Source organism: Neolewinella agarilytica, from assembly GCF_900110645.1.
GTDB classification, from domain to species: Bacteria; Bacteroidota; Bacteroidia; order Chitinophagales; family Saprospiraceae; genus Neolewinella; species Neolewinella agarilytica.
Genome location: NZ_FOFB01000009.1, coordinates 33,215 through 58,012, shown reverse-complemented (window position 1 = coordinate 58,012; position 24,798 = coordinate 33,215). Strand labels below are relative to the sequence as shown.

The 24,798-nt window shown below is 53.8% G+C and carries 23 protein-coding genes; 13 read left to right on the top strand and 10 right to left on the bottom strand.

Annotated elements, in window-relative coordinates; translation table 11 throughout:
* Positions 1–50 precede the first annotated feature (50 nt).
* Complete coding sequence (locus BM123_RS09740) at positions 51–1,064, bottom strand: TRAP transporter substrate-binding protein (protein WP_217642151.1); 1,014 nt, start codon at positions 1,062–1,064, stop codon at positions 51–53.
* 205 nt (positions 1,065–1,269) lie between these two features.
* Here BM123_RS09740 and BM123_RS09735 point away from each other — a divergent pair, with 205 nt between their 5' ends.
* From BM123_RS09735 to BM123_RS09725, 3 genes are all read left to right on the top strand, one after another.
* On the top strand, positions 1,270–1,488 hold the full coding sequence (locus BM123_RS09735) for a hypothetical protein (RefSeq protein ID WP_090167763.1): 219 nt from the start codon (positions 1,270–1,272) through the stop codon (positions 1,486–1,488).
* Between the two features lie 333 nt (positions 1,489–1,821).
* On the top strand, positions 1,822–2,664 hold the full coding sequence (locus tag BM123_RS09730; protein ID WP_090167761.1) for a hypothetical protein: 843 nt from the start codon (positions 1,822–1,824) through the stop codon (positions 2,662–2,664).
* A 203-nt stretch (positions 2,665–2,867) separates the two neighbouring features.
* The gene (locus BM123_RS09725; protein WP_090167760.1) at positions 2,868–3,911 is read left to right on the top strand and encodes a Gfo/Idh/MocA family protein; all 1,044 of its coding nucleotides are present in this window, start codon (positions 2,868–2,870) and stop codon (positions 3,909–3,911) included.
* A gap of 140 nt (positions 3,912–4,051) precedes the next feature.
* Here BM123_RS09725 and BM123_RS09720 read toward each other — a convergent pair whose 3' ends face one another.
* Positions 4,052–5,113, bottom strand: coding sequence for a branched-chain amino acid aminotransferase (locus tag BM123_RS09720; protein WP_090167758.1), 1,062 nt, complete (start codon positions 5,111–5,113; stop codon positions 4,052–4,054).
* A 201-nt stretch (positions 5,114–5,314) separates the two neighbouring features.
* On the opposite strand from BM123_RS09720, the gene BM123_RS09715 reads away from it, so the two are divergent.
* The 4 genes from BM123_RS09715 to BM123_RS09700 all read left to right on the top strand — a co-directional run bounded on the left by BM123_RS09715 (position 5,315) and on the right by BM123_RS09700 (position 8,978).
* Positions 5,315–5,761 carry a hypothetical protein gene (locus BM123_RS09715; protein ID WP_090167756.1) on the top strand — a complete coding sequence of 149 codons (447 nt, stop codon included), beginning with the start codon at positions 5,315–5,317 and terminating at the stop codon, positions 5,759–5,761.
* Between the two features lie 49 nt (positions 5,762–5,810).
* Positions 5,811–6,401 carry an RdgB/HAM1 family non-canonical purine NTP pyrophosphatase gene (gene rdgB, locus BM123_RS09710; protein WP_090167754.1) on the top strand — a complete coding sequence of 197 codons (591 nt, stop codon included), beginning with the start codon at positions 5,811–5,813 and terminating at the stop codon, positions 6,399–6,401.
* Positions 6,401–7,207, top strand: a complete 807-nt coding sequence (locus BM123_RS09705; protein ID WP_090167752.1) for a hypothetical protein — start codon at positions 6,401–6,403, stop codon at positions 7,205–7,207. The genes rdgB and BM123_RS09705 overlap by 1 nt, the downstream gene beginning before the upstream one ends.
* A 544-nt stretch (positions 7,208–7,751) precedes the next feature.
* The gene (locus tag BM123_RS09700; protein WP_090167750.1) at positions 7,752–8,978 is read left to right on the top strand and encodes a metallophosphoesterase; all 1,227 of its coding nucleotides are present in this window, start codon (positions 7,752–7,754) and stop codon (positions 8,976–8,978) included.
* Positions 8,979–9,283: 305 nt separating this feature from the next.
* On the opposite strand, the gene BM123_RS09695 is transcribed toward BM123_RS09700, so the two are convergent.
* Positions 9,284–9,832 carry a TraR/DksA family transcriptional regulator gene (locus BM123_RS09695; RefSeq protein ID WP_090167748.1) on the bottom strand — a complete coding sequence of 183 codons (549 nt, stop codon included), beginning with the start codon at positions 9,830–9,832 and terminating at the stop codon, positions 9,284–9,286.
* Positions 9,833–10,225: 393 nt separating this feature from the next.
* Between BM123_RS09695 and BM123_RS09685 the strand changes: the two genes are divergently transcribed.
* Positions 10,226–10,573 carry a 4Fe-4S binding protein gene (locus tag BM123_RS09685; RefSeq protein WP_090167744.1) on the top strand — a complete coding sequence of 116 codons (348 nt, stop codon included), beginning with the start codon at positions 10,226–10,228 and terminating at the stop codon, positions 10,571–10,573.
* Between the two features lie 13 nt (positions 10,574–10,586).
* Here the strand turns inward: BM123_RS09685 and BM123_RS09680 are convergent, their stop codons facing one another.
* Positions 10,587–11,285, bottom strand: coding sequence for an outer membrane beta-barrel protein (locus tag BM123_RS09680; protein ID WP_090167742.1), 699 nt, complete (start codon positions 11,283–11,285; stop codon positions 10,587–10,589).
* A gap of 99 nt (positions 11,286–11,384) precedes the next feature.
* On the opposite strand from BM123_RS09680, the gene BM123_RS09675 reads away from it, so the two are divergent.
* On the top strand, positions 11,385–13,169 hold the full coding sequence (locus BM123_RS09675) for a capsule assembly Wzi family protein (RefSeq protein ID WP_090167741.1): 1,785 nt from the start codon (positions 11,385–11,387) through the stop codon (positions 13,167–13,169).
* 228 nt (positions 13,170–13,397) lie between these two features.
* On the opposite strand, the gene BM123_RS09670 is transcribed toward BM123_RS09675, so the two are convergent.
* Both BM123_RS09670 and BM123_RS09665 read right to left on the bottom strand, forming a co-directional pair.
* Positions 13,398–14,378, bottom strand: coding sequence for a lysophospholipid acyltransferase family protein (locus tag BM123_RS09670; protein ID WP_090167739.1), 981 nt, complete (start codon positions 14,376–14,378; stop codon positions 13,398–13,400).
* A 36-nt stretch (positions 14,379–14,414) separates the two neighbouring features.
* On the bottom strand, positions 14,415–14,744 hold the full coding sequence (locus BM123_RS09665) for a MerR family transcriptional regulator (RefSeq protein WP_090167737.1): 330 nt from the start codon (positions 14,742–14,744) through the stop codon (positions 14,415–14,417).
* A gap of 192 nt (positions 14,745–14,936) precedes the next feature.
* On the opposite strand from BM123_RS09665, the gene BM123_RS09660 reads away from it, so the two are divergent.
* Together BM123_RS09660 and BM123_RS09655 are read left to right on the top strand one after the other, a co-directional pair.
* On the top strand, positions 14,937–15,773 hold the full coding sequence (locus BM123_RS09660; RefSeq protein ID WP_090167735.1) for a phosphatidate cytidylyltransferase: 837 nt from the start codon (positions 14,937–14,939) through the stop codon (positions 15,771–15,773).
* A gap of 409 nt (positions 15,774–16,182) precedes the next feature.
* A complete protein-coding gene (locus tag BM123_RS09655; RefSeq protein ID WP_090167733.1) occupies positions 16,183–17,487 on the top strand; it encodes a hypothetical protein in 1,305 nt (434 codons plus the stop codon).
* Positions 17,488–17,586: 99 nt separating this feature from the next.
* Here BM123_RS09655 and BM123_RS09650 read toward each other — a convergent pair whose 3' ends face one another.
* A complete protein-coding gene (locus BM123_RS09650) occupies positions 17,587–20,067 on the bottom strand; it encodes a T9SS type A sorting domain-containing protein (RefSeq protein WP_090167731.1) in 2,481 nt (826 codons plus the stop codon).
* A gap of 161 nt (positions 20,068–20,228) precedes the next feature.
* Between BM123_RS09650 and BM123_RS09645 the strand changes: the two genes are divergently transcribed.
* Positions 20,229–21,659 carry a hypothetical protein gene (locus BM123_RS09645; protein ID WP_090167728.1) on the top strand — a complete coding sequence of 477 codons (1,431 nt, stop codon included), beginning with the start codon at positions 20,229–20,231 and terminating at the stop codon, positions 21,657–21,659.
* Between the two features lie 52 nt (positions 21,660–21,711).
* On the opposite strand, the gene prmC is transcribed toward BM123_RS09645, so the two are convergent.
* The 3 genes from prmC to BM123_RS09630 all read right to left on the bottom strand — a co-directional run bounded on the left by prmC (position 21,712) and on the right by BM123_RS09630 (position 24,011).
* A complete protein-coding gene (gene prmC / locus BM123_RS09640) occupies positions 21,712–22,566 on the bottom strand; it encodes a peptide chain release factor N(5)-glutamine methyltransferase (RefSeq protein WP_090167725.1) in 855 nt (284 codons plus the stop codon).
* Positions 22,567–22,656: 90 nt separating this feature from the next.
* A complete protein-coding gene (gene dcd, locus BM123_RS09635) occupies positions 22,657–23,193 on the bottom strand; it encodes a dCTP deaminase (protein WP_090167723.1) in 537 nt (178 codons plus the stop codon).
* Positions 23,194–23,351: 158 nt separating this feature from the next.
* Complete coding sequence (locus BM123_RS09630; RefSeq protein WP_090167721.1) at positions 23,352–24,011, bottom strand: TIGR02117 family protein; 660 nt, start codon at positions 24,009–24,011, stop codon at positions 23,352–23,354.
* Positions 24,012–24,172: 161 nt separating this feature from the next.
* Between BM123_RS09630 and cysC the strand changes: the two genes are divergently transcribed.
* Positions 24,173–24,769 (top strand): adenylyl-sulfate kinase, encoded by a 597-nt coding sequence (cysC, locus tag BM123_RS09625; protein WP_090167719.1) that lies wholly within the window; start codon positions 24,173–24,175, stop codon positions 24,767–24,769.
* Positions 24,770–24,798: the final 29 nt, after the last annotated feature.

The window sequence follows — 24,798 nt, the reverse complement described above, 5'->3', positions numbered from 1 at the left end:
CTTGATTCGAAAATTCATTTTTATCAACTTGGAAAGTTAAACGCTCGTTTTCACTCCACCGCCTGAATACGGGCCAGCAAGCCGGACTGCACGGGGTTTTTCCTGGCCGCTTCGTACATAGGCTGTACGGCGGCGATGAAGCTTTCGCTATCTACTTCCGTGAATGTGACACCCGCTTTTTCCATGGCGGCTACGGCTTCCTCCTGGGCGCCCTTCCAGAGGCTGCGTTGATAATCAGTTGCAATGCGGGTAGCTTCACGCAGCCAGGCTTTTCGCTCCTCACTCAGCTTATCCCAGGTGGCCGTACCGATGATGAGTACGTCAGGCACCGCACTATGACGGTCGTAGCTGTAAAAAGGCGTTACTTCATAGTGGCGGCTGCTAAAGTAGCTGGGCAGATTGTTTTCTGCCGCGTCCACCACCCCCTGCTGCAGGGCAGTGTAAAGCTCTCCGAAACTGATGGGCGTAGGGGATCCGCCCAGAGTTTTGATGAGCTGGACGGACACCGGGCTGTTCATCACCCGGACTTTCTTGCCCACAATATCTGCCGGTGTTCTTACCGGTCCGTCTTTGGTGTAGAAACTGCGCGTACCCGCATCAAAAAAAGTGAGTCCGCGGAGCCGAAACGCTGCCCCGTCGGCCAGAATCTCCTGCCCGATGGGGCCGTCAAAAACCTTAAAGGCGGTTTCCCGATCCTTGAAAAGATATGGCAGGCCGAGGACGCTGTAGCTGGGCGCAAAACGATCCATGACGGCTGCGGACACCTTTGTCATCGCCAGAGAACCAATTTGCAGTAATTCCAGACACTGGCTTTCACTACCGAGCTGACCACTGGAGTAAATCTCCAGCTGCATGCTGCCCTGGCTGATAGAATCCAGTGCTTCGGCCATTCTCTCCATTCCTTTATGGACGGGGTGAGTGGTATTCAGCGTGTGCGCCAGGCGTAAGGTCTGCACTTTTTGATCACTCCCGCAGGAGCAAAGCAAGAGCAATGGAAGCAACGCCAGCAGGTAGTTCATCCTGGCAAAATATAGTGGGCGACGGCGCGCAGGTTCAATGTGCATAATCGATGAGCAAGGTAGGTAAACGTCTCCTAAAGATAGTTACGGGGTGGAAAGATACACACTGTGTATTAATGACACGGAATAAAATAAAAGAAGAGCCCCCTGAAAAAGGAAATTCTATGGCAGAATTAAGTGCATTCGTTTCACCCCGCAACGAACTTCCCCTACCCCATTTACGCTCCTATCGTCAAACTATCGATCAACTATGAAATCTATCCTCCCCATTATTCTCGTTGTCGCCGGACTGGCCTTCGCCTACCTGGCCATCACGACCTTCCAGGCAGCGACCGCCAACGTCAGCTTCCTGGGCATCGACCTCTCCGCCAGCGACGAAGGCGGGCAAATGACCGCAGCGCTCTATGGCGTATTGGCACTGGTTTGTTTGGGCCTGGGGGTTACTACTTTCCGGAAGAGTAAGGGATAGCCCCGGCGTACGCTGCTTCCAGCAGCGACCGGCCCAAGCGTGCTCTGCACGCGCTATCCATTTGCCGTAGCGCGCGCGGAGCGCCGCGTACGCCAGTTCACCCTGAATTGGCATCTGACCGGAAACTACTTCAGGAATGACGTATAGCAGATAAACAATCAAAAGCGCGGATTAGAATTGTTGGCTAACGAGGATAGTAGGATTCTCGAAACCATATCGCCAGGTTTGTACAAACTGGTAGCGCGGCTGGAAGCCGCTTTGGCCGGTCGCGCGCGGAGCGCCGCGTACGCCAGTTCACCCTGAGTTGGCATCTGACCGGAAACTACTTCAGGAATGTCTCCTATCACAAAGGCCTTTGTCTTCCCTACCTTATTGACGCTGTTACCTTTCACTTGCTGGAAGGCTTATAACTATTGGCAACTTCAGCAGTCTACTATTCAAGAGGCTGAATTTCAGCATGGCCAGATTGGCTTTATCGATAATCCTGAAGAGGAATTCTCTCCGTCCAGCTACTACCCGCATACGTTGGAAGCTCCGTTTCTAATCGTCGACTTTTCCTGCCAACCTTCTATGTTCAATTTCTGGAACCACCGACCGCAGGTGAAATCAATGGACGGATATTCTCCTGTTTTCAGTGATTTTGAAACTGCCGAACAGCCCTTCTCCCTTATTTATCAGGATATGTGTTTTGATAGCCTTCAACTGACCTTCTATTCACTTTTTGGCGATTCTGTTACCGTTAGTGAACGAAATGTATCAAAGGGAAAAATATGTGTGAATCCCAGAAAACTAGACCGGTTAGCGGGCTATGAAAGAGGCCGAATTCCAACGAAACACGGTGGTAATAAGGAGATATACATCAGCTACGAATCTATCGGTTGTTTTTTAAGCTCCGAAGAAACTCTGAAGTGGTCATCAAAAGCCCCTCTTCAATTGGAGTATGGCCAACGATATGGAGAAGAGACGTCATTGACCTCCATTGACAGCTTCCCACGCAAAGCACTGGCTGCCATTCAGTCGGCTCAAAAAATAAGATTGTCACCTGGTAACGCAAACATCGACATTGTCCGCATAAAGGTCGGCCCCTACATTCATGAACTTAATGACATGACGAATGACCTGAGCAGTATTCGGAAATTGTTTTCGGAGGTAACAGGGCGACCGTTAAGCAGATGAGTTCCTCAAAAAAAGGATTAGAATGACAAAACGAGTAGCATGATAGAATTTTGAAAATTTGTCACTCGGAATGGAATGGTTAGGTAGCGCGGCTGGAAGCCGCTTTGGCCGGTCGCGCGCGGAGCGCCGCGTACGCCGTACCTTGCCGCCTGTCCTTTGCGGTAGCCCAAAAGACCAACGAACCAAAAGACCAAACTACCAACATGCCATTCCACTTCGCCATCCTGGGCCTCGGTAATATTGCCCGCAAATTCGCCGAAGACCTTGCCCTGATTCCTGACGCTACCCTCGTTGCCGTAGGCTCCCGCTCGCTGGAGCGGGCGCAAGCTTTTGCCGCTGACTTTGGGGCGGAGCACGCCGCCGGCAGCTACGAAGCTACCTTTGACGGGCCGCGCGTTGACGCGGTCTATGTGGCCAGCCCCCACGTCAGCCATAAGGAGCTGACGCTGCTTTGCCTGCAGCGTGGCATACCCGTCATCTGTGAAAAGCCCCTGGGGCTGAACCTCGCGGAGGTGGAGGCGATGGTCGCCGCCGCCCGCAAGCAAAAGGTCTACCTGATGGAAGCCCTCTGGACCCGCTTCCTCCCCTCCACTTTAAAGCTCAAGGAGATGATCGACACGGGCATCATCGGGGAGGTGCAGAGCATCCGCTCTGACTTCGGTTTCCGGGCCAATGACCTCCACCTTGCGCTTGGAGAACCCTCCTCTGCACCCGCGGAAGCGCCGAACAGAAACCGCATTCTTGATCCCCGGCTCGGCGGCGGCGCCCTGCTTGATATCGGTATTTACCCCCAGTTCCTCGCTCAATTCCTGCTCGGTGAGCCGGAGGAAATTCACGCTACCGCCCGCCTTTCGCCACAGGGCGTTGACCTGGATACCCACGTCAGCTGCCGCCACACCGGCGGAAAACTGTCCCACAACTACAGCACCGTACTGGGCCGCACCAAAACCGAAGCCCTCATCATCGGCTCCGAGGCCAGCCTCCACTGGCACCCCCGCTGGCATGAGCCCAGCAGTTTCAGCCTCTTGCGCGGAAAGAACGATCCGCCCGAAAACTTCTATTTCGACTACGAAGGCGCCAACGGCTACCGCTACGAAGCTGAAGCCGTGATGGCCGACGTACAAGCCGGCCGCACCGAAAACGAATACTGGTCACTGGACCATTCCCTCGCCCTGCACCGGACACTAACGGCCATACGGGAACAGATCGGGGTGGTATATCCGGGGGAATCGCGGAGCGATTCTTAGACGCTTCGCTTTTAGATGTTGCTGACGCTCCTTTTAGACGCGGCTTCGCCTTCGGTTATGTCAAATCTTTACCGAAGGCGAAGCCTAAAAGGAAGCGAAGCGACCGTCTAAAAGAAAAACAAGCGAAGCGCGTTTTTCGCCTAAAGCTTCACCAGCCACCCAAACTTATCTTCCACCGCACCAGACCGCAGTCCGTCGATGTACTTTTTCAGCATGGGGCCAACTTTTCGATCCTCCACGGCGGGCAGCGTCATCAGTTTATCCTGGTATTGCAGCTCAGCGACGTGGCTGACTACGGCCGCCGTTCCGGCGCCGAACATTTCCTGCAGTTTACCGGCATCGTAGGCTTCCACGATCTCGTCGATCTCAATCACCCGCTCGGTAACTTTATAGCCCTGATCGCGGAGAATGGTAATGAAGTTCTTACGGGTGATCCCCTTCAGAATGGCACCGTCGGTAGCCGGGGTAATCACCTCTCCGTCGATGACGAAGAAGATGTTCATCGTGCCAACTTCCTGAATCTGCGTCATGTTCGGTCCGCCCATCCAGACGACCTGATCAAAGCCCTTCTGCTGGGCCTCGAAGGCCGGGCGCAGGCTGGCGGCGTAGTTGCCGGCCGCTTTGGCCTCTCCCGTGCCACCGGGCACGGCGCGCACGTAGTGCTGCTCCACCAGCAGGCGAACCGGCTTAGCGTAGTAAGGGCCCACCGGAGCAGTGAAGATGCAGAAAGTGTAGGTTTCGCTGGGGCGCACACCGATGAATTCGTCCGTCGCGTACATGTAAGGGCGCAGGTAAAGCGCGCTGCCTTCAGCTGGCGGAATCCAGTCTTTGTCGAGTGCCACGAGCTGGCTGACCGCCTCCACGAAACGCTCTTCGGGGAACTCGGCCATCATCATGCGGCGGGCACTGGCGTTGATTCGCTTGGCGTGCTCGATAGGGCTCAGTAGCACGGGCGTACCGTCGTTAAGCTTACTGGCCTTCATGCCCTCAAAAATCGCCTGCCCGTAGTGCAGGACCATACTGGCAGGGTGAATGGTGAAGTGACCAAAAGGGACGATACGATCGTTCGTCCACTCCCCGTCCTTATAATCGGAGAGGAACATGTGATCGGAGAAAATTTTGCCGAAGGGCAGGTTGTTCCAGTCCACGCTGTCTACGCGGCTTTGTTGAACTTTTTCGGTACGGATCTGAGTGGCGATCATGAGCGTATAGTTTTCTGGTTAACAATGGTTGGGGCAAACAATTCCTGCGGACGCATAATGTGGTGCCGCGGCCGCAGGTGCAAGGAAGAATTCCCTTGGAAAGCAAAGTTGGGGATAAAAAGTGGGGAGGGCAAATTTTATTTTGCGGAATAAAAAAGCTGAAAGCTCCTTAAATATTTCCCCCTCCGTATCTTCCCCCCCATGCCCACCTTCCCCAACCTCCACCTCATCGGTCTGCCCGATAACGCCGCCGCCCTGGCGGCGCTCGACGCTTCAGCCGGTCACGAGTTACTCGTCCTCTACGATGGCAATCTGGACTTCCTCGCCAGGGTGCTGAACGCGGCGGGCTACGACAGCCCCGCCGAACAACTTCACTTACTCGAGTGGACTGAAGAGAAGGGCGGGCTGGACCTCTCCGCCCTCATCCGCCAGCTGGGCGTATCCAAAGTGATTCTCTTCGGTCAACGGCTTCCGGATCTTGGCCTGCACTTTCTGGAATACCCCTACGCTCCCGTGGAAGTCGCCGGCTGCCGCTATCTGGTAGCCCAGTCGGTCGATGTCATCGCCCAGGCGAAGGCCAATGGCAACAACAAACCCGCCGGAGCGCTCTGGGGTTCCATCAAAGACGGCTTCCTTCGCGAGGCATAAAAGCCACGCCCTCCAACGCCTCCAACGCCCAAAGAACCAAAGAACCAAAATGTCCAAGCTAGTTTTTGCCACCAATAACCCCCACAAGATCGCCGAGATCAAAGCCCAGCTCGGCGGCGAGTACGATTTCCTGAGCCTGAAGGACATTGATTGTCTGGAGGAAATTCCCGAAACGACGGGCACCATCCCCGGTAACGCCCGCCAAAAGGCCCACTTCGTGAAGGACAACTACGGCTACGACTGTTTCAGTGAGGATACCGGGCTGGAGATCGACGCCCTGGGCGGCGCGCCGGGGGTAGACACGGCGCACTACGCCGGGCCGGAGCGAAGCGCAGAAGCCAACAACGCCAAGGTGTTCGCCGGGCTGACGGGAGAGGCCGTGCGTACGGCTCGCTTCCGCACCTTCATCTGTCTGTTGCTCCAGGGTGAGGAGCACCTCTTTGAAGGGCGCTGTGAAGGGACGATCAGTACGGAATTGCGCGGAGCGGAGGGCTTTGGCTACGACCCCATTTTTATTCCGGCCGAAGGCGACGGGCGCACCTTCGCCGAAATGTCCGGCGCGGAGAAACGACAATTCAGCCACCGCGCCCGGGCGATGGCCAAGCTGCAGGACTTCCTCCGTAAAAACGCTACTGACTAATGCGGCGTCTTATCCCCATCGTTCTGTTCGCAGTCCTCATTTACGTCAGCTGGTTCTACTGGCAGGAGTATACCGATGCTCCCCTGCGGGAGAAGTTGTTGTTATCGGCGGCCGACGAGCTTACTCAGGTGCGGGTTACCGCACCGGGCCAGCCCCACCCTTTCCAGCTGACACGCCTGGAGGATAAGCAATGGGTTGTTAGCCGCGACAATCGTCAGATCCTGGACCAGTCAGCGCGGGCCGAAGACTTTGTTCGGGCACTAACGGAACTGCGAACAGACTCCGTCGTCAACAGCCTGCCGGATCAGGACTTTACCACCATCACCCTTAGCTCCGATGAATACGGAGAAGAAGAGCTGCGGATGTATGCCGGCGCCGGAGGGCCGGCGCTGGCCCGTATTTCCAGCACCGGAGACATTTTCGCCCTGCAGCCAGAGGCAGTAACGGACGTCCTGCCCGCTCTGTCCTTTGATCACTTCCGGGGCAAAGAGCTACTCCACCTGGCCGCCGCGAGCGTAGACAGCATCGTAGCCACCAGAAACGACAGCCTCCTCTGGAGACTTGGCCCTACGGAAGCAGGCGAAGTGGCGCAAACCATCCTTGCACCTGCGTCTGCGCCCAGCTACGCTGACCACTTCGATGAAATCGCCGACCGCGACAAATACCACGCTACCCTCTCCTTCTTTACCGCCGGACAGCCACACACCGTCACTGTATTTCTGGACTCGCTATGGCCACAACCCTACGTGCTGGTCGGGGAAGATTTCCCCAATCGCTTTTTCGGAGCCGACAAAATTGTTGAATAAAACCTCCCTCGCTTCCCCTCTGCTCCCTCTGCGTCCTTCTGCGTGAGAAACCACCCGCTGCGAAGCAGCCAACAATTCCTCCGCCTCCCTCCTCCCCCAGGGCTAACGCATACTCGGAGCCGGACCCTCACCGCGAAGCAGCCCCGAAGGGAAAGGAACATTTTATCCTTCGCTCCGCTACGGAAAATGCACACTTCGAGGTCCTAAATTGGCAGTCTAGGACCTCGAAGTGTGCTCAGCCATGGAGCCGGAGGCGAAATTGCTGAGTTCCTTTGAGCGTCCGGTGAGTATGCGTTAGCCCTCCCTCCTCCCCTCTGCGGCCTCCGCGCGCAAAATCCCCGTCCTCAAGCGACCCAATCTCCCCTCTGCTCCCTCCGCGTCCTTCTGCGTGAGAAACCACCCGCTGCGAAGCAGCCAACAATCCCTCCGCCTCCCTCCTCCCCTCTGCGGCCTAGCCGCCCTCTGAGCACCTCTGTGGTTTAATTCCCCGCCCCCCTGAAACATTCCCGCTCCCAAGCGTTACAACACTCCAAGCCTCTCCACAATGCTCCGACTTCTAACTTTTATTGCCATCCTCCTGGCACTAGACATTTACGCCTTCCAGGCTATTCGCAGTTGGTTGTCTCCTTATACGGCGACCAAAAGAAAGGTAGGCTACGCCATTTACTGGGGTCTCTCCCTGATTGCCTTCAGCTTCTTACTACTCAACGTTTTTGAAGTAGCCGATAGCTGGGGTAAATCCGCCAAGATGTTTCTCCGGGTCTTTCTATTCCTTTTCTGGCTCTGCAAGCTGCCCATCGTTTTGCTGCTTGGCATTGATGATCTTCGGAGGGGCGTTACCTGGGTCGCCAACAAAATCAGCCCGGTTACGGAGCGGGACACCAGTCGCTCCCGCTTTATGTCAATGGCTGCACTAATAGCGGGCGGGGTACCGCTGGCTACGCTGACCTATGGCGTCGTCCGTAATGCCTATCGTTACCGGCGGATGACTGCAGATGTACCGGTAGCCGGCCTGCCGGCCGGCCTGGACGGGCTCAAAATCGTTCAGATCAGCGATATGCATTCGGGTAGCTGGACCAGGTCCGAGCCCCTCAAAGCTGCCGTAAAAATGATCAACGATGAAGCTGCTGACATCGTCTGTTTCACCGGAGACCTCGTCAACAACGAAGCAAAAGAAATGCTCCCCTACGTAGATATCTTCCGCGAAGTCCGCGGCAAATACGGCGTTTTCAGCATTCTGGGGAACCACGATTATGGCGACTACGTCGAATGGGACAGCCCCGAGGCCAAGCAGGCCAACATGGAACAGCTCTACGGCATTCATGCCGACCTGGGCTGGGATCTACTCAGGGACGAGAACCGACAGATAAACGTTAATGGTCATCAGCTCTCCATTCTGGGCGTAGAAAACTGGGGCGCGGCTTTCCGGTTCCCTAAAAAAGGAGACCTCGCTAAAGCTTATGCCGGAACCGAACAGTCTGATTGTAAGATTCTGCTAAGCCACGACCCGACGCATTGGGATGAAAAAGTCCGCCCGGGCTATCCGGATATTGACCTGACCCTGAGTGGTCATACCCATGGTTTCCAGTTTGGCATCGAAATCCCGGGGTTTAGATGGAGCCCCGCCCAGTACGTATACAAGCAATGGGCCGGGCTGTATCGAGAGGGAAACCAGTCTCTTTACGTTAATCGGGGGCTGGGCTTTCTGGGCTATCCGGGGCGTGTGGGCATTTTACCGGAAGTAACAGTCTTGACTTTACGCTCCGCGTAAGGAGAGTCAAGCAGTCAAAGAGTAGCTATCACAAAAAAATTCACGCCGCCTCGGGACTGGGTTCTAGATACACTTGATCCGGAAAAGACCAAGGGGGGTAAGCCTTTGTGCTCTTTGTGGCTGTGTTCCCTTTGTGTCAGGTCTTTAACTCGCAAAGCGAGTTTTCTCAGCTACACAGCAGTACAAACCACAACAGCGGCAGCTATACTCTCTGACTGACTTAAAACCAGCTGCGCAGCAGCGTGCACCACAACAGCGGCAGCTACTATCTGACTACTTGACTCACAGACTATTTGACGCTCCACCTAGATAAGATCATCATCTTCCTCCACTGGCCGACGTGGCTTCCGCCCGGGCTTCTTCCGCTTTTTAGGCTGTGCCTTGCGCGGTGGTGGAGGCGGCTTCTTGATCTTGGAAATAATTTTATTGGGACCTTCCCGGCGCTCTACGGCCCTGCGGGCAATGTCCTGAGCGGTAATGTCGAGTTGCCCGCTGGCTTCCAGCCGCATTCCCTCTACACTCTTGGTGGTGGTAGGGACGGCCTCCAGCCGCTGGCGGTCAATGAGTTTACCCGTAACGCTACAGGTTCCGTACACCTTATTCTTGATCCGCAGCATAGCGTTCTGTAGGGCCTGCACGTGGTCCCGCTTACGCAAAACCTGTTCGTTCAGCAGTTCCAGAGAGCTTACAGAGCTGCTGTCCTCTCCCATATCAGCGCCGAAGTTCTGCGACATTGTCTCGCTGAGCTCGTTGACCTGATCGCGCAGTAGGCGCAGTTCTTCTTTTGCCAGAGCATACTCTGACTTGATTCTTTCCGCGAAGATCGCGAAGTCTTTATCACTATATCTTTCCATGGGTAGCGTGGTGTATCCGCTGTTGGGGGAGGCTATTCGTTGAGATTAACGCTGTTGGTATATCCCCAATGATACATATTTTTTCCAGTTATGCAAATTGTCGCTCTAGGTAAAGGTCTCAAGAGAAACAAAGTTGACTTAGATTTTGGCAACTGCAGACTCTCTTTCGCCTTTCGGGCCGCGGAGCCCTTCGGCAAGATCAGGCGAGGCCGCAGGTGCAATGTATGGGACGAAGAGCAAACAAAAAGGACACTTTTACTATTTCTGCGTAATTTTGAGCCTCCCTTAGAAAACCCTTTCCCCCCCTCATATTGTTTTCTGGGCAAATGATAACGGTAAAAGTCATCTGCCCGACGACATACGACCAGACAACTATACTAACTTCCTCTCCCCATGGCCATAATGATTACTGACGATTGCATCAACTGCGGAGCCTGTGAACCCGAGTGCCCCAACACCGCCATCTACGAAGGCGGAGTGGAATGGACCATCGACGAGGGAACCACCATCTCCGAGCCATACACGATTGAAACGGGGGAGACTGTTGCTCCGGGCGAAGAACGCGAACCGGTCAGTGATGAGTTTTACTACATCGTCCCTGACAAATGCACAGAGTGCGTCGGCTTTCACGAAGAACCGCAGTGCGCGGCCGTTTGCCCCGTAGACTGCTGCGTGCCCGACCCGGAACGGGAGGAAGAAGAGGCCGTCCTGGCGGCACGGCAGGAAACGCTGCATGCCTAAGAGTGTATTATCCTTACAAAAACAACCGCCTCACCGTCAGCCTGAACCCCAGCTGATAGTAATTCCGGTTCGTCTGGTTAAAACTATCGCGTAGGTTGCCCTGCAGAAAGAACTGGAAATTAGGCTGTAGCCGTATCGCCCAGTTTTCGCTCAGCTTACGGTCAAAGCCAATCCCCGTGTTCAGGGAAACCACCGGCGAGCGGTAATCTTTGTCGGGGTCGTCGCTGATAATAATCTTTTCCACCTCGTTTCCGTCCTGAAAGACCGTCTGGGTATTGGTCGTTTGCAAGTGCAGGTGCGCCGCTACCCCCAGAATAAAGTGTACCCGATCTTTCTCGGTGATGTCCTGATGGAAGTTCAACTCGAAGGGGACCGAGATATAGCTGGCCTTGATGGCTTGGGTAAATGTTCTGCCGGAGGTTGATCCCGTCGTCTGCTCATCCACTGCATAACCGGTTTGCAGGTAGCGTAAGCCGGTGGTAAAGCCAATTTTATCGGCCCGGCTTTCAAACACAATGCCGGCCGAGAACCCACCACGACCTGTCTCCAGACTATCCTGCCGCTCCACCTCCGTAAAAGGTACGTTCTGTCCGGCGCTGATGCGCCGGCTTCCGTGATGAGGGGCGAACTCAATCCCATAGCTTCGCTCATAGGTTTGACCGATTAGCAGTAAGGGTAAAAAAAACAAGAGAACGAAAAACAATCTGGACATACACGTGATCTTGGGGGAAGACTGAAAACTTTGCCCCCCTAAAACTATTCTGACCGGCTGATTATTTTAGAGCCCCACCTGCTGCCGTACCTTCACCGCATGAAAATTGTGCGACTTCCCCTTACCATTTTTATGATCCTGCTTCTCGTAAGCGGTCTCTCCGCCCAGGGAAGCCCCTTACCGACTGAGGAAACGGACGGCTACGATTTACTCCGCAGACTGACCCTTCGGTATGGCTACGACGGTTTTGAACGGCCGGCAACCGACATCAGCCTCCGCCCTACCGGGCGGGCCGGCCTCGTTCGCCTGGCCAAAACCTATCTTGACCTTTACGGTGAAAGTATGAGCCGGGTCGATCAGGCTCGCCTGCAACGCTTTTTCGACAACAACAACGAATGGCTGGCACTCCCCTCATTTTCTCCTACGGAAGACAACGATCCTGCTGTCTTTTCGCTTAACGACGATTTTGCCCTGCTTGCTGAAGACAGCCCCCTTCATCGAAGCAGTGAGCCTGTTTTCAACCTCTTCTATAATACGCCAGCTCAGTTTCTTGAAGTTAATAAACCCAACTTTTACCTCCGCTTTAACCCCGTCATCGACGTCCGTTACGGTAAACAGCAAAATGATCCGGAAGATTATTTTTTCAACCGCAGAGGACTGAGAATGCGCGCGGGCATTGATGACCGGATTTTCCTCAACTTTGAAATTCTGGAGACACAGATTGGCCTGCCGGACTTTGTCCGGCAATTCCGGGATCGCTTCCGCGCCCTGCCCGGAGCTGGCTTCCTGAAAGAGTATGAGCTGGACGCTTTCAACATCAGCAATGGCAATGATTTCCTTAACGGCCAGGGGTACGTCTCTGCTGACATCAGTAAGCACGTAGGGGCACGCCTGGGCTATGGGACTCACTTCCTCGGCGACGGGGAACGCTCTCTGCTGCTGAGCAACTTCAGCAATAATTACCCTTACCTCGAGCTCAACTGGCGCATCTGGAAATTCCATTACCGGAACATATTTGCCGAGCTCACCTCCGGCCCGGCAAGAGCTCAGGCCAATGGAATCCCACTGACTAAAAAATACATGGCCACCCACCTCCTGTCCATCAATCTGGGCAAACGCTTCACTTTCGGCCTCTTCGAGTCCGTCATTATGACGCGCGAAAACGGCTTTGACCTGGCCTACCTCAATCCCATTATCCTCTATCGGACGATCGAGCAAAGTGTGGGCAGCCCGGACAATGCCCTGGTGGGTCTAACCGCCCGCTACCGAAGCCCCTGGCGAATTGAAGCCTATGGCCAGTTTATCCTTGATGAGTTCAAGTTCGACGAACTCTTCATCGAACGCCGGGGATGGTGGGCCAATAAATGGGCCTACCAGGCCGGACTGCGCTACGCGGATGCTTTTGGGCTCGATCAACTCGACCTCGTCGTCGAGCGCAATGTTGCCCGCCCCTATACCTACACTCATCGCAGCCTCAGCTCTTACACCCATTTTGCCATGCCTTTGGCGCATCCGCTGGGCGCTAATTTTAAAGAAAACCTGGTGGGGGCTGACTATCGGCCCCTTCCCCGCCTGCACCTGCGCGCGCGCCTCTTTCTCATCGAACAGGGACAAGGCACGACCTCCAGGGTAGTCGGGGAAAACCTCAATCGACCTCATGGGCTGCGGGAGATGGATTTCGGCAACGAAATCGGGCAAGGCATCAATTACACCAACACTTTGCTGACGCTCCGCGCCAGCTACGAACTCAAGCCTAATCTCTGGATTGAAGGAGAACTACTTTCCCGGAACAAAGACTCCCAGAACGACGCTCTTGATCTGGAAACGACCATCCTCAATTTTGGTGTACGGTGGAATACGGCGCGGTCAGGTTTCGAGTTTTAGGGCGGGCAACGACATGAATCACCCCACATACTTCTCGAAAACAAGTCGCGTAGCGATCTTGGAATCTGTGTAAATCCGTGATAATCTGTGGTTAAAAGTCGCCCAGCGACCTCCTCGCCATTCCTTCCCTCTGTGGTCTCCGCGCGGAAAATTCTCGAGCCGCGCAGCAGCCATCAAACTCCCCCCCCGGTCGCGCAGTGACCTGCCCAAACCGCCCGCATACCTCAGTCAACCCGCAATCGGAGCTTGCTCGCCACCGCTCGTTGCCGGAGGCAACGTCGACCAGCGTTCATACTCCGGCGGAACGAATGCTTTCCCCTTCAGGGCCTCCGCAGCCTCGGGGGCAACGCCCCGCTTCCAGCGGCGGTGAGTCCATAGCCAGGGGGTTGGGTCCCGGAGGATCTCTTCTTCCAGTTTCCGGGCAAAAGTCTCCGTAATAAAGCCTGGAGCAGTCTCCCTCGGATGTTCCGTAACGGGGTGCAACCTGGCCACGTAGTGTCCGCGTTTTTCCATTCGCAGACTCATGTAAAAGACCGGTCGGTCGTAACGGACCGCATATCGCTCCGGCCCGGCAAGGAAGCTGGTCGTTCTGGCCAGAAAATGTGTCCAATGCAGTTTATACCAGGCGTGATTGCTGGGAGATTGGTCCGCCACGAAGAAGTCTAGAGAAGGACGAACCGGGTTTTCTTCAAAGTATTGCTCCACCTTCCGACGGCTGAGAACGTAGGTTCCCGTTCGTTCTCTGTTGGCCTTGATGAGGCGATCCATCACCTCATTCTTTAACGGAGAATAGATGCCCATCACCGTCATGCCCGGAAACTGCGAGGAGAAAGACAGGGCCGCAATTTCCCAGTTGGCGTAGTGTGCTCCGTAGGCAATTACACTTCTCCCGGCGGCAGCAAAAGGAGCCACCAGCTCTGGGTTTTCGACGCGACAACGAACGACGGTCTCCGCTTCAGACATCGAGAAGAGCTTAATGGACTCCGCCAGGGAATCGAAAAAATAGCGGTAAAACCGTCGAACCTGGGCGTCCACCTGCTCGTTGGTCCAATCCGGGAAACTCCCCCGGATGTTCTCTCGGACGACCTTTTTCCGGTAGCCAAAGACATGGAATCCGATTAGATAAAGCAAGCGCCCGATACCGTACAGAACAAACATCGGCAGCCAGCTGAGTGGCAACAAAACCAGGTAGTATATAAGGTAGCCCATCGGCGGCAAAGGTAATCAGTCTGGCTACATTAGTTACTAATCAATCAGTTTCTGCAAGCGGCTCTTCATCTCCTGCAGACGGTCAATAATTTCCTGTTTGTCGGCCCTGGGCTTCTTGCGGGCCGCCACTTCTTTGCGGGCTCCTTCGATGGTAAAGCCCCGATCTTTGAGCAGATACTGCACTTCTTCCAGCTGACGGATATTCTCTTTTGTAAAACGACGTTCTCCGCGGCTGTTCTTATTGGGTTTGATGTGGCTGAATTCATTTTCCCAAAACCTCAACTGAGATGTATTGACGCCAAGCCGCTCGGCTACTTCGCCAATAGCGTAGTAGAGTTTAAGGTCATCATCTTGCTTGGAGGCCATAGCTTTGCTGCTTAATTAGAGCAAAAAGGTAAGGATTAATGCTGATGCTACCCAAATCAGGCCGCCAGCAGCGGTAAAAAGTAATATTTCGATCAATCTTTGCACCTGCGACCGCGCCCGTCTACTCTCCAAAACCGGCATTAGTTTGTTCCGGCTTATATTACCGTCGCGCTTAAAAACCGATTAGGTCACATGCAAGGACTCTGGAGAAGGCTAACCACCGCAATTATTTTCGTGATCATCATGGTCGCGGGTCATTACACAGGTGTCTACACCTTCAGCTTGTTGTTCTTCATTATTGCTGCAGGGTGCTTATGGGAATTTTTTGGTCTGACCCTGGATCTCCACACCCGCCGCGACAAAATCCGGAAAACCATTGCAGTAGCATTAGGCCTCATGCCTTTCGTGCTCGTTACCACCCTGAGCTTACTTAAAATCAATGACCCGGAGAACTTCATCACGCTCTCGAGCCTGCTCTTCTCCCCTTTCGTCTTCACTATTTTTATTTACGAGCTCTACAGCCACAGCAAAGAACCCTTTGCTAATATCGCCTTCATGATCCTGGGGCTTTTCTACATCGGGGTTCCTTTCGCGCTTGTGGACTTCATTGCTTACGATGGGGACAGCTTCAACTCCCGGATTGTCCTTGGCCTTCTCGTTTTAACCTGGGTCAACGATACCGGCGCTTACCTGACCGGCAGTATGATCGGTAAAACACCGCTTTTTCCCCGCATCAGCCCCAATAAAACCTGGGAAGGAAGTAGTGGAGGCTTCATCACCACCCTCGTGTTTGGCTACCTGCTCAGTCTCGTCTTTACCGAAATACCACTGGCTCAGTGGATGGGACTTGCCGTCATCGTCGCCATCTTTGGCAGTCTCGGAGACCTGGTGGAAAGTATGCTCAAACGAAGCGTCAACGTCAAAGACAGCGGCAACCTCCTTCCCGGTCACGGAGGCCTGCTAGACCGTTTTGATGCCTTCATCTTCGTGGTTCCTTTCGCTACGGCCTATTTGCTTTACCTGCGCTAGAGAACTTTTTGGGCGCTGAACGCAGGTGCAAGGAATGCTTTCGGAAGCAATGGATTTGAACAGCTCCTCTCCGGACTGATATATTCATCGCGCAGCGACCTACACCCGTGTAAATCTGTGGTTTAAAATCACGCAGTGAGCTCCTCCCTCTCCTCTTCTCCTCCAGCTCCTCCGGAAAAAAATCCCATCGTGCAGCGACCAAAATTGTGGCATTAATCCGTGGTTAAAAACCATGCAGCGCCCTGCCCGGAAAGCCCGCACACGTCAGTCAATTCGCAACCAGAGCTTGCTCACCACCCCTCGCTGCCGGAGGCACCTTCGACCAGGGTGCCGTCGTAAAGCGACCAATCAGTGTCCCTCTGTGTAAATCTGTGGTTAAAAGTCGCGCAGCGACCAGTATCTTGCCCTCATGCCGAGAATTACCACCCCCGATGACCTCCTGCGCCTGGCCCCGGACGCTAAAAGCCTGGAGGCTGGCCGCAAGCTCTTCTACAGCCGCCGCTGGCGGCTCGTGGGAGGTGATGGTCAATGGCTGTGGGGAGAGTTCGTCTACGGACCTAACCCCAACGGCAAGGCGATTGAATCGGCCGTTCAGCTAACGACCGGACGCTTCGTTTGTACCTGTCGCGCCCGGCAGCGCCCCTGCGCCCACGGGCTTGCGCTCGTGTTGATGCTCAAGAATGCGCAGGACCGCATCACCGTCATCCAACCGCCTAACTGGGTGCGCTCCGTACAATTCCAGGCCGAGCGTACGGCAAAAGCCAAAGCAAAGACCCTGGAAGGCCAGCGCTCTGCTGACAGCCGCCAGAGCGACCGCCTCGACCTGATGGGCAGCGGCGTCGAAGAGCTGGAAATTCGCCTGCTCGACATTACCCGCCGGGGCATTGCTGATACACTGGCTCAGGGCCCGGACCAGTTCCACGCCGCCGCCGCCCGGCTCACGGATGCTAAACTTCCCGGCCCTGCGGGGAAGTTCCGTCGGCTCGCCTCCCTCGGTGCCGATGGCACCGAAGCCGAAGTGGCCCGTACCCTCGGGGACCTTTACCTCTTCGTCCGGGCCTGGAAAAACCGCGAAGAACTTTCTCCTGACCGACATGACGAGTTACTACAATTCGCCGGAATGACGACCCGCAAGGAGGACATTCTGTCCCGCCCGGGTCGGGAAGATCATTGGTTAGTGATGGGCATTGTGCAGGGGGCCGAGGAGAAACTTCGCTTCCGTCGTGTCTGGCTACGGGGAGAGCAAAGCCGCCGCTTCGCCCTGATTGTGGACTATGCCTTCGGGGAGCGCCCATTCGAACGTTCCTGGCCGCTGGCAGCTTCCTTTCAGGGAGTCGTTCATTATTACCCGGGCAGTTACCCTCAGCGCGCCATCTTCCCGAACCCAATCCCCGGTGGCCGGCCTTACGACGGACTTATGGGCTACGCCTCCTTTACGGACATGCGCAACAATTACCAGAAAGCCCTTGCCGTAAACCCCTGGCTCTATTCTTACCCCGTCTATCTGACGGATGTCCGCCCCGTAAAGGATGGCCTGAAGCGCTTCCTCGTTGATGCCACAGGGGAAGTCATTCCACTGCACACTGAATACCAAAATTTTTACGCGATCCTGGCCGTTAGCGGCGGCGGAGCCATGGCCCTGTTCGGGGAATTTGATGGCTATCAGATTTTACCCCTGAGCATCATCACAGGAATGGGCCTTGTAGAAGCGTAAAGGGGGAAGGAGAAGGGAGTAAAGTAGGAAACAGCTCGAAGAGCTTCGTAACGCAGCTCCGGCTTTAGCCGGACAGCCCGAAGAGATGGCCATTAGGGATTACCGCAGCACCTCCACCTTCCGGTTCACCACACCATCTTCCGTCGTCAGCGTCAGCGTGTAGATGCCATTAGGCAACTGCCCGAGGGTGAGTTCGCGATGGTTAGTGTTCAGTCCCTGCTCATTGATGAGCGTCCGACCGGTGAGGTCAATGAGTTGTAATGCGGTGAAACGCTGTTGTCCGTTGAGGTGAACAACCAGCCGATCACTGGTGGGGTTAGGATAAGCCTGTAACTTACCTTCCAGGTAGGTTGCAGCTTCTACCGGGTTAAAATCGCCAACTTCCGTAGCCGGCCGGCGGTTGATCCGTAACGTATGGGGATTAACCCGAACGGCGTTCAGATGGCCGCTGGCCGTCATGGCTGCGCCGGCCTCTCCGCCAAGAACAACCTCCGTTGTTTCAATGATGTTTCCGTTATCATCGACTTCCTCATGGAAACCGTAGACATCTTCGGTAATCACTACGCTGAGTGTACCAATTTTACCAAAGCCACTTATGCCTTCACCGTTTGTCCGGGTCATAGCGGTGTTCAGCACACCACGGCCTGGATTGTTATTGCTGATGGATAGAATCGGACTGTCATAGCTGGCCCAACTGCTTTCGTCATAGACAACTTCCACCCCGCTGGGATCAACGTTAGCCGGGTCATAAACGAAGGGGAAGTGGAATCCATATACATCCTCCGTAATCACGACGTTATTTCCCGCCAGGATATCAAGGACAACACGATCTCCCGGTTCGGCTTCCAGGCTTCCACGCAGACTGAGTTCGAACGTAGAGAATACCTGTGGCTCCGGACGAAGGCGATGAGCCAGGCCTAAATTAGCCATTACCACCTGAGTATCCAGAGAGCTGATCACCTGATCACCGTTGGCATCAATGTGCTTCAGGTCAAGGCCATTCAGGTCGTCTTCCCAGCTTTCGCTGTATTGAGCAGACCAGTTTGAAGGCGCGCCGCTTAAGCGTGGCGTTCCCGTACGCCCCATAGCAAGGCCGATAGGGAGCAAGTCACTAACATCAACAACACCGTCATTATTGGTGTCACCGGGCCATACACAATCTTCTTCGACGCAAGCGTTCACGTCTGCCGAAGTTACCTGGATACTAACGGTCACATCTGAGGTAAAACCACAGTTACCTTCAGCATCTTCATTCAGGCAGTAGGTAAGGGTAAGTTGATCTGTTTGTCCGGCAGCGGAGGCAAGCGGAAGGTAGCTAAGCGTGCCGGTGATCGGGTCCTGGATAACTGCACCCGCAGATGGTGGCGTAAGTACGGACCAGGAGGCTTCGCCACCTGGTGTTTCGTAAGTAAGGTCAACGGGAGTTCCCGCGGGAGTGGTGAGCATAGTTTCACCTGACGCAGGGGCAAAATTGGAAACGAATACATAAACCGTTTCGACTTCAGCTTCGCCATTACAGCCCGGTGCTTTGGAAGAATAAGAAAAGCGGTCAACACCCGACCAGTTTGCAGGCGGTGTATACTCTACTTGTCCGTTGATTCCTGTTTCCCGAATAGATCCAAACTGAGGTACGCCGAAGGTTACACAGTCCGCAAAGACACTGTACAGGTCGTTATTCAAAACATTTACCCGCACGCTGGCATCAACTGCGGTGTAAGCACGGTCTTCGGTAGCAAAGCGGTTGCGTTCGAGGTCCAGTACCGTAACGTGAAAAACGGTGGTTCCTTCAGATTCAGGAAGAGAATAGGCGAGATATTCTTCGCCGATAAAATCTTCATTTGGCAGGTAAGCCATGACTCCGTTAGAGTCTACCATTGTGCCGGAGACCGGCGAGGACAAGGCGGTAGCCCCTTCCGGCGCAAAGATGAATTGCGGTTGGTCTTTAATTGTAAACACCCGAACCGTGTCATCTGACATGGAGCCTGCTTCAGGAAGGACGTTAATACTGACTGTTCCCAGATCACAAGCCTGGCCGCCGCCAACACAGATCACGTAGTTGAGATCCGTTAGCCCCACAAAGCCGGGCGTTGGGGTAAAAATGATTTCGTTGTTAACGATTTCTGCCGTTCCGGCATTGACCACGGGAGCCATTACCAGTTCAATGCTGCCTACGTTCGAAAAATCATTCTCCAGAACGGGGATGCTTACAGCCGTACCGGAAGCCGTGACGCCAAAATCATGGCGGGCCCGGATATCAGCTTCTTTAACCGTCACTTTAAAACGCAGGAAAGAAACACTTACGTCAAAGGGGAAACTAACGAGCAGAAACTCATCATTGCCCAGGTAATCCTGATCGGGGGTATAGGTCAGCGTATAGTTATGGATTGGGTCCTGAACCATCTCAACCGTACCGTGGAGGGGATCCTGCCCGATGACGGGTTCGAAACGAGAAAGGAAAGTGACCGATTGGGATTCATTCTTTATAACGAAGAGATCCTCTTCCCCACCCTGAGCCCATACGTCGGAAACGACGATGATCATCAAAAACAACATGGCCATTTTAAGTAGCCGTTTATTCATGAGTGGGATGTATTAAATCGGTTGGAAGCACAATATATGAATTTGATTGGACGTACTACTACACTTTAGTATTTTTTACGGTCACCACGTGAAAACATCCAGGTATCAATTATTCACTCTAAGCCTGATAGCTAAGCCTTTAGCGCTTACTTTTGTGAACAATGAATGAAAAATCTAATAAGTTAATTAGCCTGCTTACGGGCCTGGACCGTGCTCAAAGACGTTCCTGTCGTAAGCTAATCCAGTCTCCATGGTTCTCGGGCAACGCTGACCTGCTGGATTTTTTTGATGAAATCACCCTACGGCTGGACAAAGGAAAAAGCCTCGACAAGAAGGAACTCTGGAAAGCCGTCGTGGGTAAATCCAAGGCGTTCAACGACGTTCGTTTTCGGAAATACACTTCTGATTTGTTCAAGCTTGTCCGTGAGTTTCTAACCCAGGAGATGCTTCAATTGGAACCAGAGCTGAAGCAATATCTCTACCTGGCTGCATTAGAAAAACAGAGCCCCGACAAAATTATAAGGGGTGTAGAAAGAAACTGGTCTCAAATGACCTCTCTGGTCAATGATGCTGATTATAACCGATACCTCTACCGACACTTACTGGAGCGGAGAAAACAATCACTGCTTAATTACGAGCATCGCCCTTACGACCGCTCAAACGTGGAGGAAGTCAGTACCTCTCTTGACATTTATTACATCGTAGTAAAACTACGATCAGCCGTTGATGCTCAGAGCAGAATGCAAACTGAAAAACATCAATATGACCTAAAGCTGGTACCTGAGATTGTCACATTTCTTGAGCAAACGGGGTCATATCTTGATCGTACTCCGGTGGCGATTCACTACTACATGTATAAGATGCTCACCGTCCACGATGATGAGGAACCCTACTATAAATACAAGAGTCTCATCATGGGGCAAACGGATGATTTGCCCGCTGAACAGACCTCCGAGCTTTTCAAACCTGCGTTAAATTATTCCCGGCGAAGAATCAACGAAGGCCGCAGAGAATTCCTCAACGAGTACCTGGAAGTCTACCGTTATGCGCTGGAAAGAGACCTGGTGTATGATGACGGTACGCTGGACCCGCTACAGTTTCGTAACACCATCCTCATCGCTCTGCGCAATGGGGACTATGACTGGACGGAGCACTACATCAATAACTATCAGGAGCGTTTACCCAAAAAGCAACGGACAAACGCCGTCAATTACAACTCCGCCACCCTCTATTTCTACCAAAAAAACTACGACAAAGCCCTCGACTTTCTCCGTGACGTAGAATACGAAAACACTACCTATAACCTTAACGCTAAAACGATGCTGTTGGCGATCTACTACGAAACGGAGGCAGACATTGCGCTCGATTCGCTCTTCGATTCTATCACCGCCTACCTCAACCGGCACAAAGAGCTCCCCCTTACGGCGCAAAAAGCCTTCCGAAACCTGGTGAGCTTCACCCGTAGGCTGACCAGAATGTTACCCGGCGATGAAAAAGCGATCACTCAGCTACAGGCCGATCTTGCGGAAAAAAAGTACGTCGCCTCCCGCCCCTGGCTGGAGGAAAAAATTCAGGAGTTTGCCGGTGGCTAGGGCCACTGCCTTCTCTAACTTCCCTTTGCACCTGCGGCCGCGCCAAGCCTGCCTAGGTATTTGCACTCACCCTTCTGCTGCCGCGCACCATTCGCCATTTCCCCTGCAGGTCTTGCCGGCGCTCCACGTCAGTATAGCCTGCCTCCGAAAACAGCGCAGCGACCCGTTCGTTGTTAAACTCATTCGTTTCGACGTAAACCTTCCCTCCCTGCGCTAAGGCCGAATGGCCAATCTCAAGGATCCTGCGATAGAAGAGCAGCGGGTCTTCTTCGGGAACAAAAAGTGCCAGCTCCGGCTCATGCGCCAAAGTAGATGCCCCCATTTTTTCCCGCTCCGAAGGCGGAATGTAAGGCGGGTTAGAAATCAGGAGGCTCACCGGAGCAGGGATCGATTCCCCCTCCGCCAACAAGTCAAACCGGCTAAAGCCTACTTCCAGTCCCAGTTTTTCTGCGTTCTCCCGGGCAAGCTCAAGTGCCTGCTCGCTAACATCCGCACCGAAGCACTTCCAGCCAGGTCTTCGTGCCTTCAGTGCCAGTGGGATACAACCTGACCCGGTTCCCAGGTCAAATGCCACCTGCTGCGTAGTGCTTCCGTTTTCTTCCAACACCCATTCCACCAATTCCTCCGTCTCTGGACGGGGAATCAAGACATCTGGTGTAACCTTTAGCTGTAGCCCGTAAAAGTCCGCGACACCCGTCACATATTGAACCGGCTCACCGGCCTTCAGCCTGTTGATGGTTGTCCAGGCCAGGATTTGCTCATCCTGATCCAGTTTGCGTGGGTGGCTCCCTCGCCGCCAGCCGAATACGTCTTCCAACACCAGGCGGGCAATACTATTCGCTTCCCCCATGCCAAGGAGTGGGGCTATTTCATCAACCAGGTGCTGGGTAAGCTGCAGCGTTGTCATACTTGAATACTTAGAGGATTACACTAAAAGGCCGCAGGCCGTCTACAAGAGAAAGAAGCGAAGCGCCTTTCTCGTCTAAAAGCGCAGCGCCTAAAACTTATTCTTCCACATCATCGACTCCATGGGGCGCACCTGCACCTTATTATACTTGGCGTTGGCCTTTTTGTTGTAGTAGTTTTCAATGTCCCCCTCTACGCCGAAGTAAATGAGCTGCCCGATTGGCATTCCGGCATAAACGCGTACGGGGTGAGTACAGCTGATTTCCAGTGTCCAGTGATTGCAAAACCCAACGTCTCCTTTTCCAGCCGTAGCATGAATGTCGATACCCAGTCGGCCAACCGAACTTTTGCCTTCCAGAAACGGAACGCTGCTGTGCGTCTCCGTGTACTCGAGCGTAACGCCCAGGTAGAGGGTGTTCGGGTGCAGGAGAAAACCTTCCTCCGGGATTTCATCGTGGATGATTTCGTTGTGGCTGCGGGCGTCGAGAATATGGTCCTTATACCTGGCGATGTACTTACCTAAGTGAACATCGTAGCTGTTCGTGCCCAAATTTGAGCGGTCAAAAGGCTCGATTACGATCTCCTTTTTCTCAATAGCCGCCAGTATTTTTTTATCACTCCAAATCATGGGGCGAATATAAGTAGCGGGGTTGGTTCATTAGTCTGTTGGTTCGTTAGTCTGTTGGGCTACCGCATTTTGGAGGCATTACAAGCGTGAATTGGTGTTCCATTGCCGCCTCCAACGTGCGGCAGCCCAAAAGACCAGAGAACTGACGAACCGAAAGACTACCTCACTTCCTCCAAATACCGTAACACCCCCTTATCCATCGGTGTCCAAATGGCCGTCTTCACGCCAATCACCTTCATGGCTTTGTTTACCCAGGTATTGCAGGTTTTAAAACAGGAGTAATTTCCGTGCGCTTCGTAAAAACGGTCTTGCGGGGTATAGCCAGCATCTTTGATTTCGATAATCTCACCGCTGGCTGTTGTCTTGAACGATGAAAGAATGTAGGTAAACAGTTGATCTAACTGCTCCTGGCTGATCTCTGCTTTAGACCAGGTGCTGTGCACCTGCTGGTGCTCCGTAACGTGCATGGCCGTGGGGCTGGGCAAAAACATGGCCTTGACGGCAACACTTGCCCGGAGTTCTGCCCAGGTAGGTGTATCGAGATAGAAGCCCTTGTCTCCCCAGCCAAAAGCCAGCAGTTCCGTGCTGCTGGCGGGCCGCAGCTGCTGCCGCAGGTCAGTGGGGACCATGCCTACCGGAACGACAATATCCAGGTGCACACCATTGGAGAAAAGGTAAATGGTGCGGGATCCGTTCCCTTTTGCGGACTTATCACTGGTTGGGATGTAAGAAAGCAGAAACGAAAGGCCGACATATAAGACAAGAAAGGCAATGACAAAAAGCAGAAGCCGACCAAAATAAGAAAAGGCAGTTTTCATTCGCCCAAGGTAGTGGCTAGTTGCCAAAAAAGCCGCGTTTAAAGGAATCAAGAGCCATAGACTTCTTCATATGAACTCTTGAACATGCTTAAACCTAGTGTTTTATTGGGTTAATCGGATAGACCCGGCGTATCTTTGCGCCACTTTAAAACTAAGTCCAATTGGCTGAAAACATTCACCCCATCCACGATCGGATTGTTCAACGCAGCGAGCGGGAAGCCAGCAACGGCCACCGTGCCGGTGTAATCTGGTTGACGGGGCTCTCCGGAAGCGGTAAGAGTACCATTGCAGCGGCAGTAGAACGGGAGCTTTTCGAAGCGGGCCACTTTGTGGTATTGCTCGACGGGGATAATGTACGAACGGGTCTCTGCGGAGATCTGGGTTTCAGCATTGAAGATCGTCAGGAAAACATCCGCAGGATTGCGGAAACGGCTAAGCTTTTTGCGGCCGCCGGCGCGCAGGTGCTGTGTTCGTTCGTAAGTCCTACCCGCGCGATCCGCGCGATGGCCCGCGATATCATCAGCCAGGAAGACTTTCTCGAGGTCTTCGTCAATACTCCCCTGGCCGTTTGCGAAGCAAGGGACGTTAAAGGCCTCTACGCAAAGGCCCGCGCCGGTGAGATTAAAAACTTCACCGGAATTGACAGCCCCTACGAAGCTCCGGAAAACCCCTTCCTCGATCTAAAAACAGAAAATCAAACGGTGGAAGCTTCCGCCGCTGAAGTTGTTCAGGCCATTCGGCAAAAATTATCTCTCTGACATAGCAGTCTACCAGACTTCAATACTAC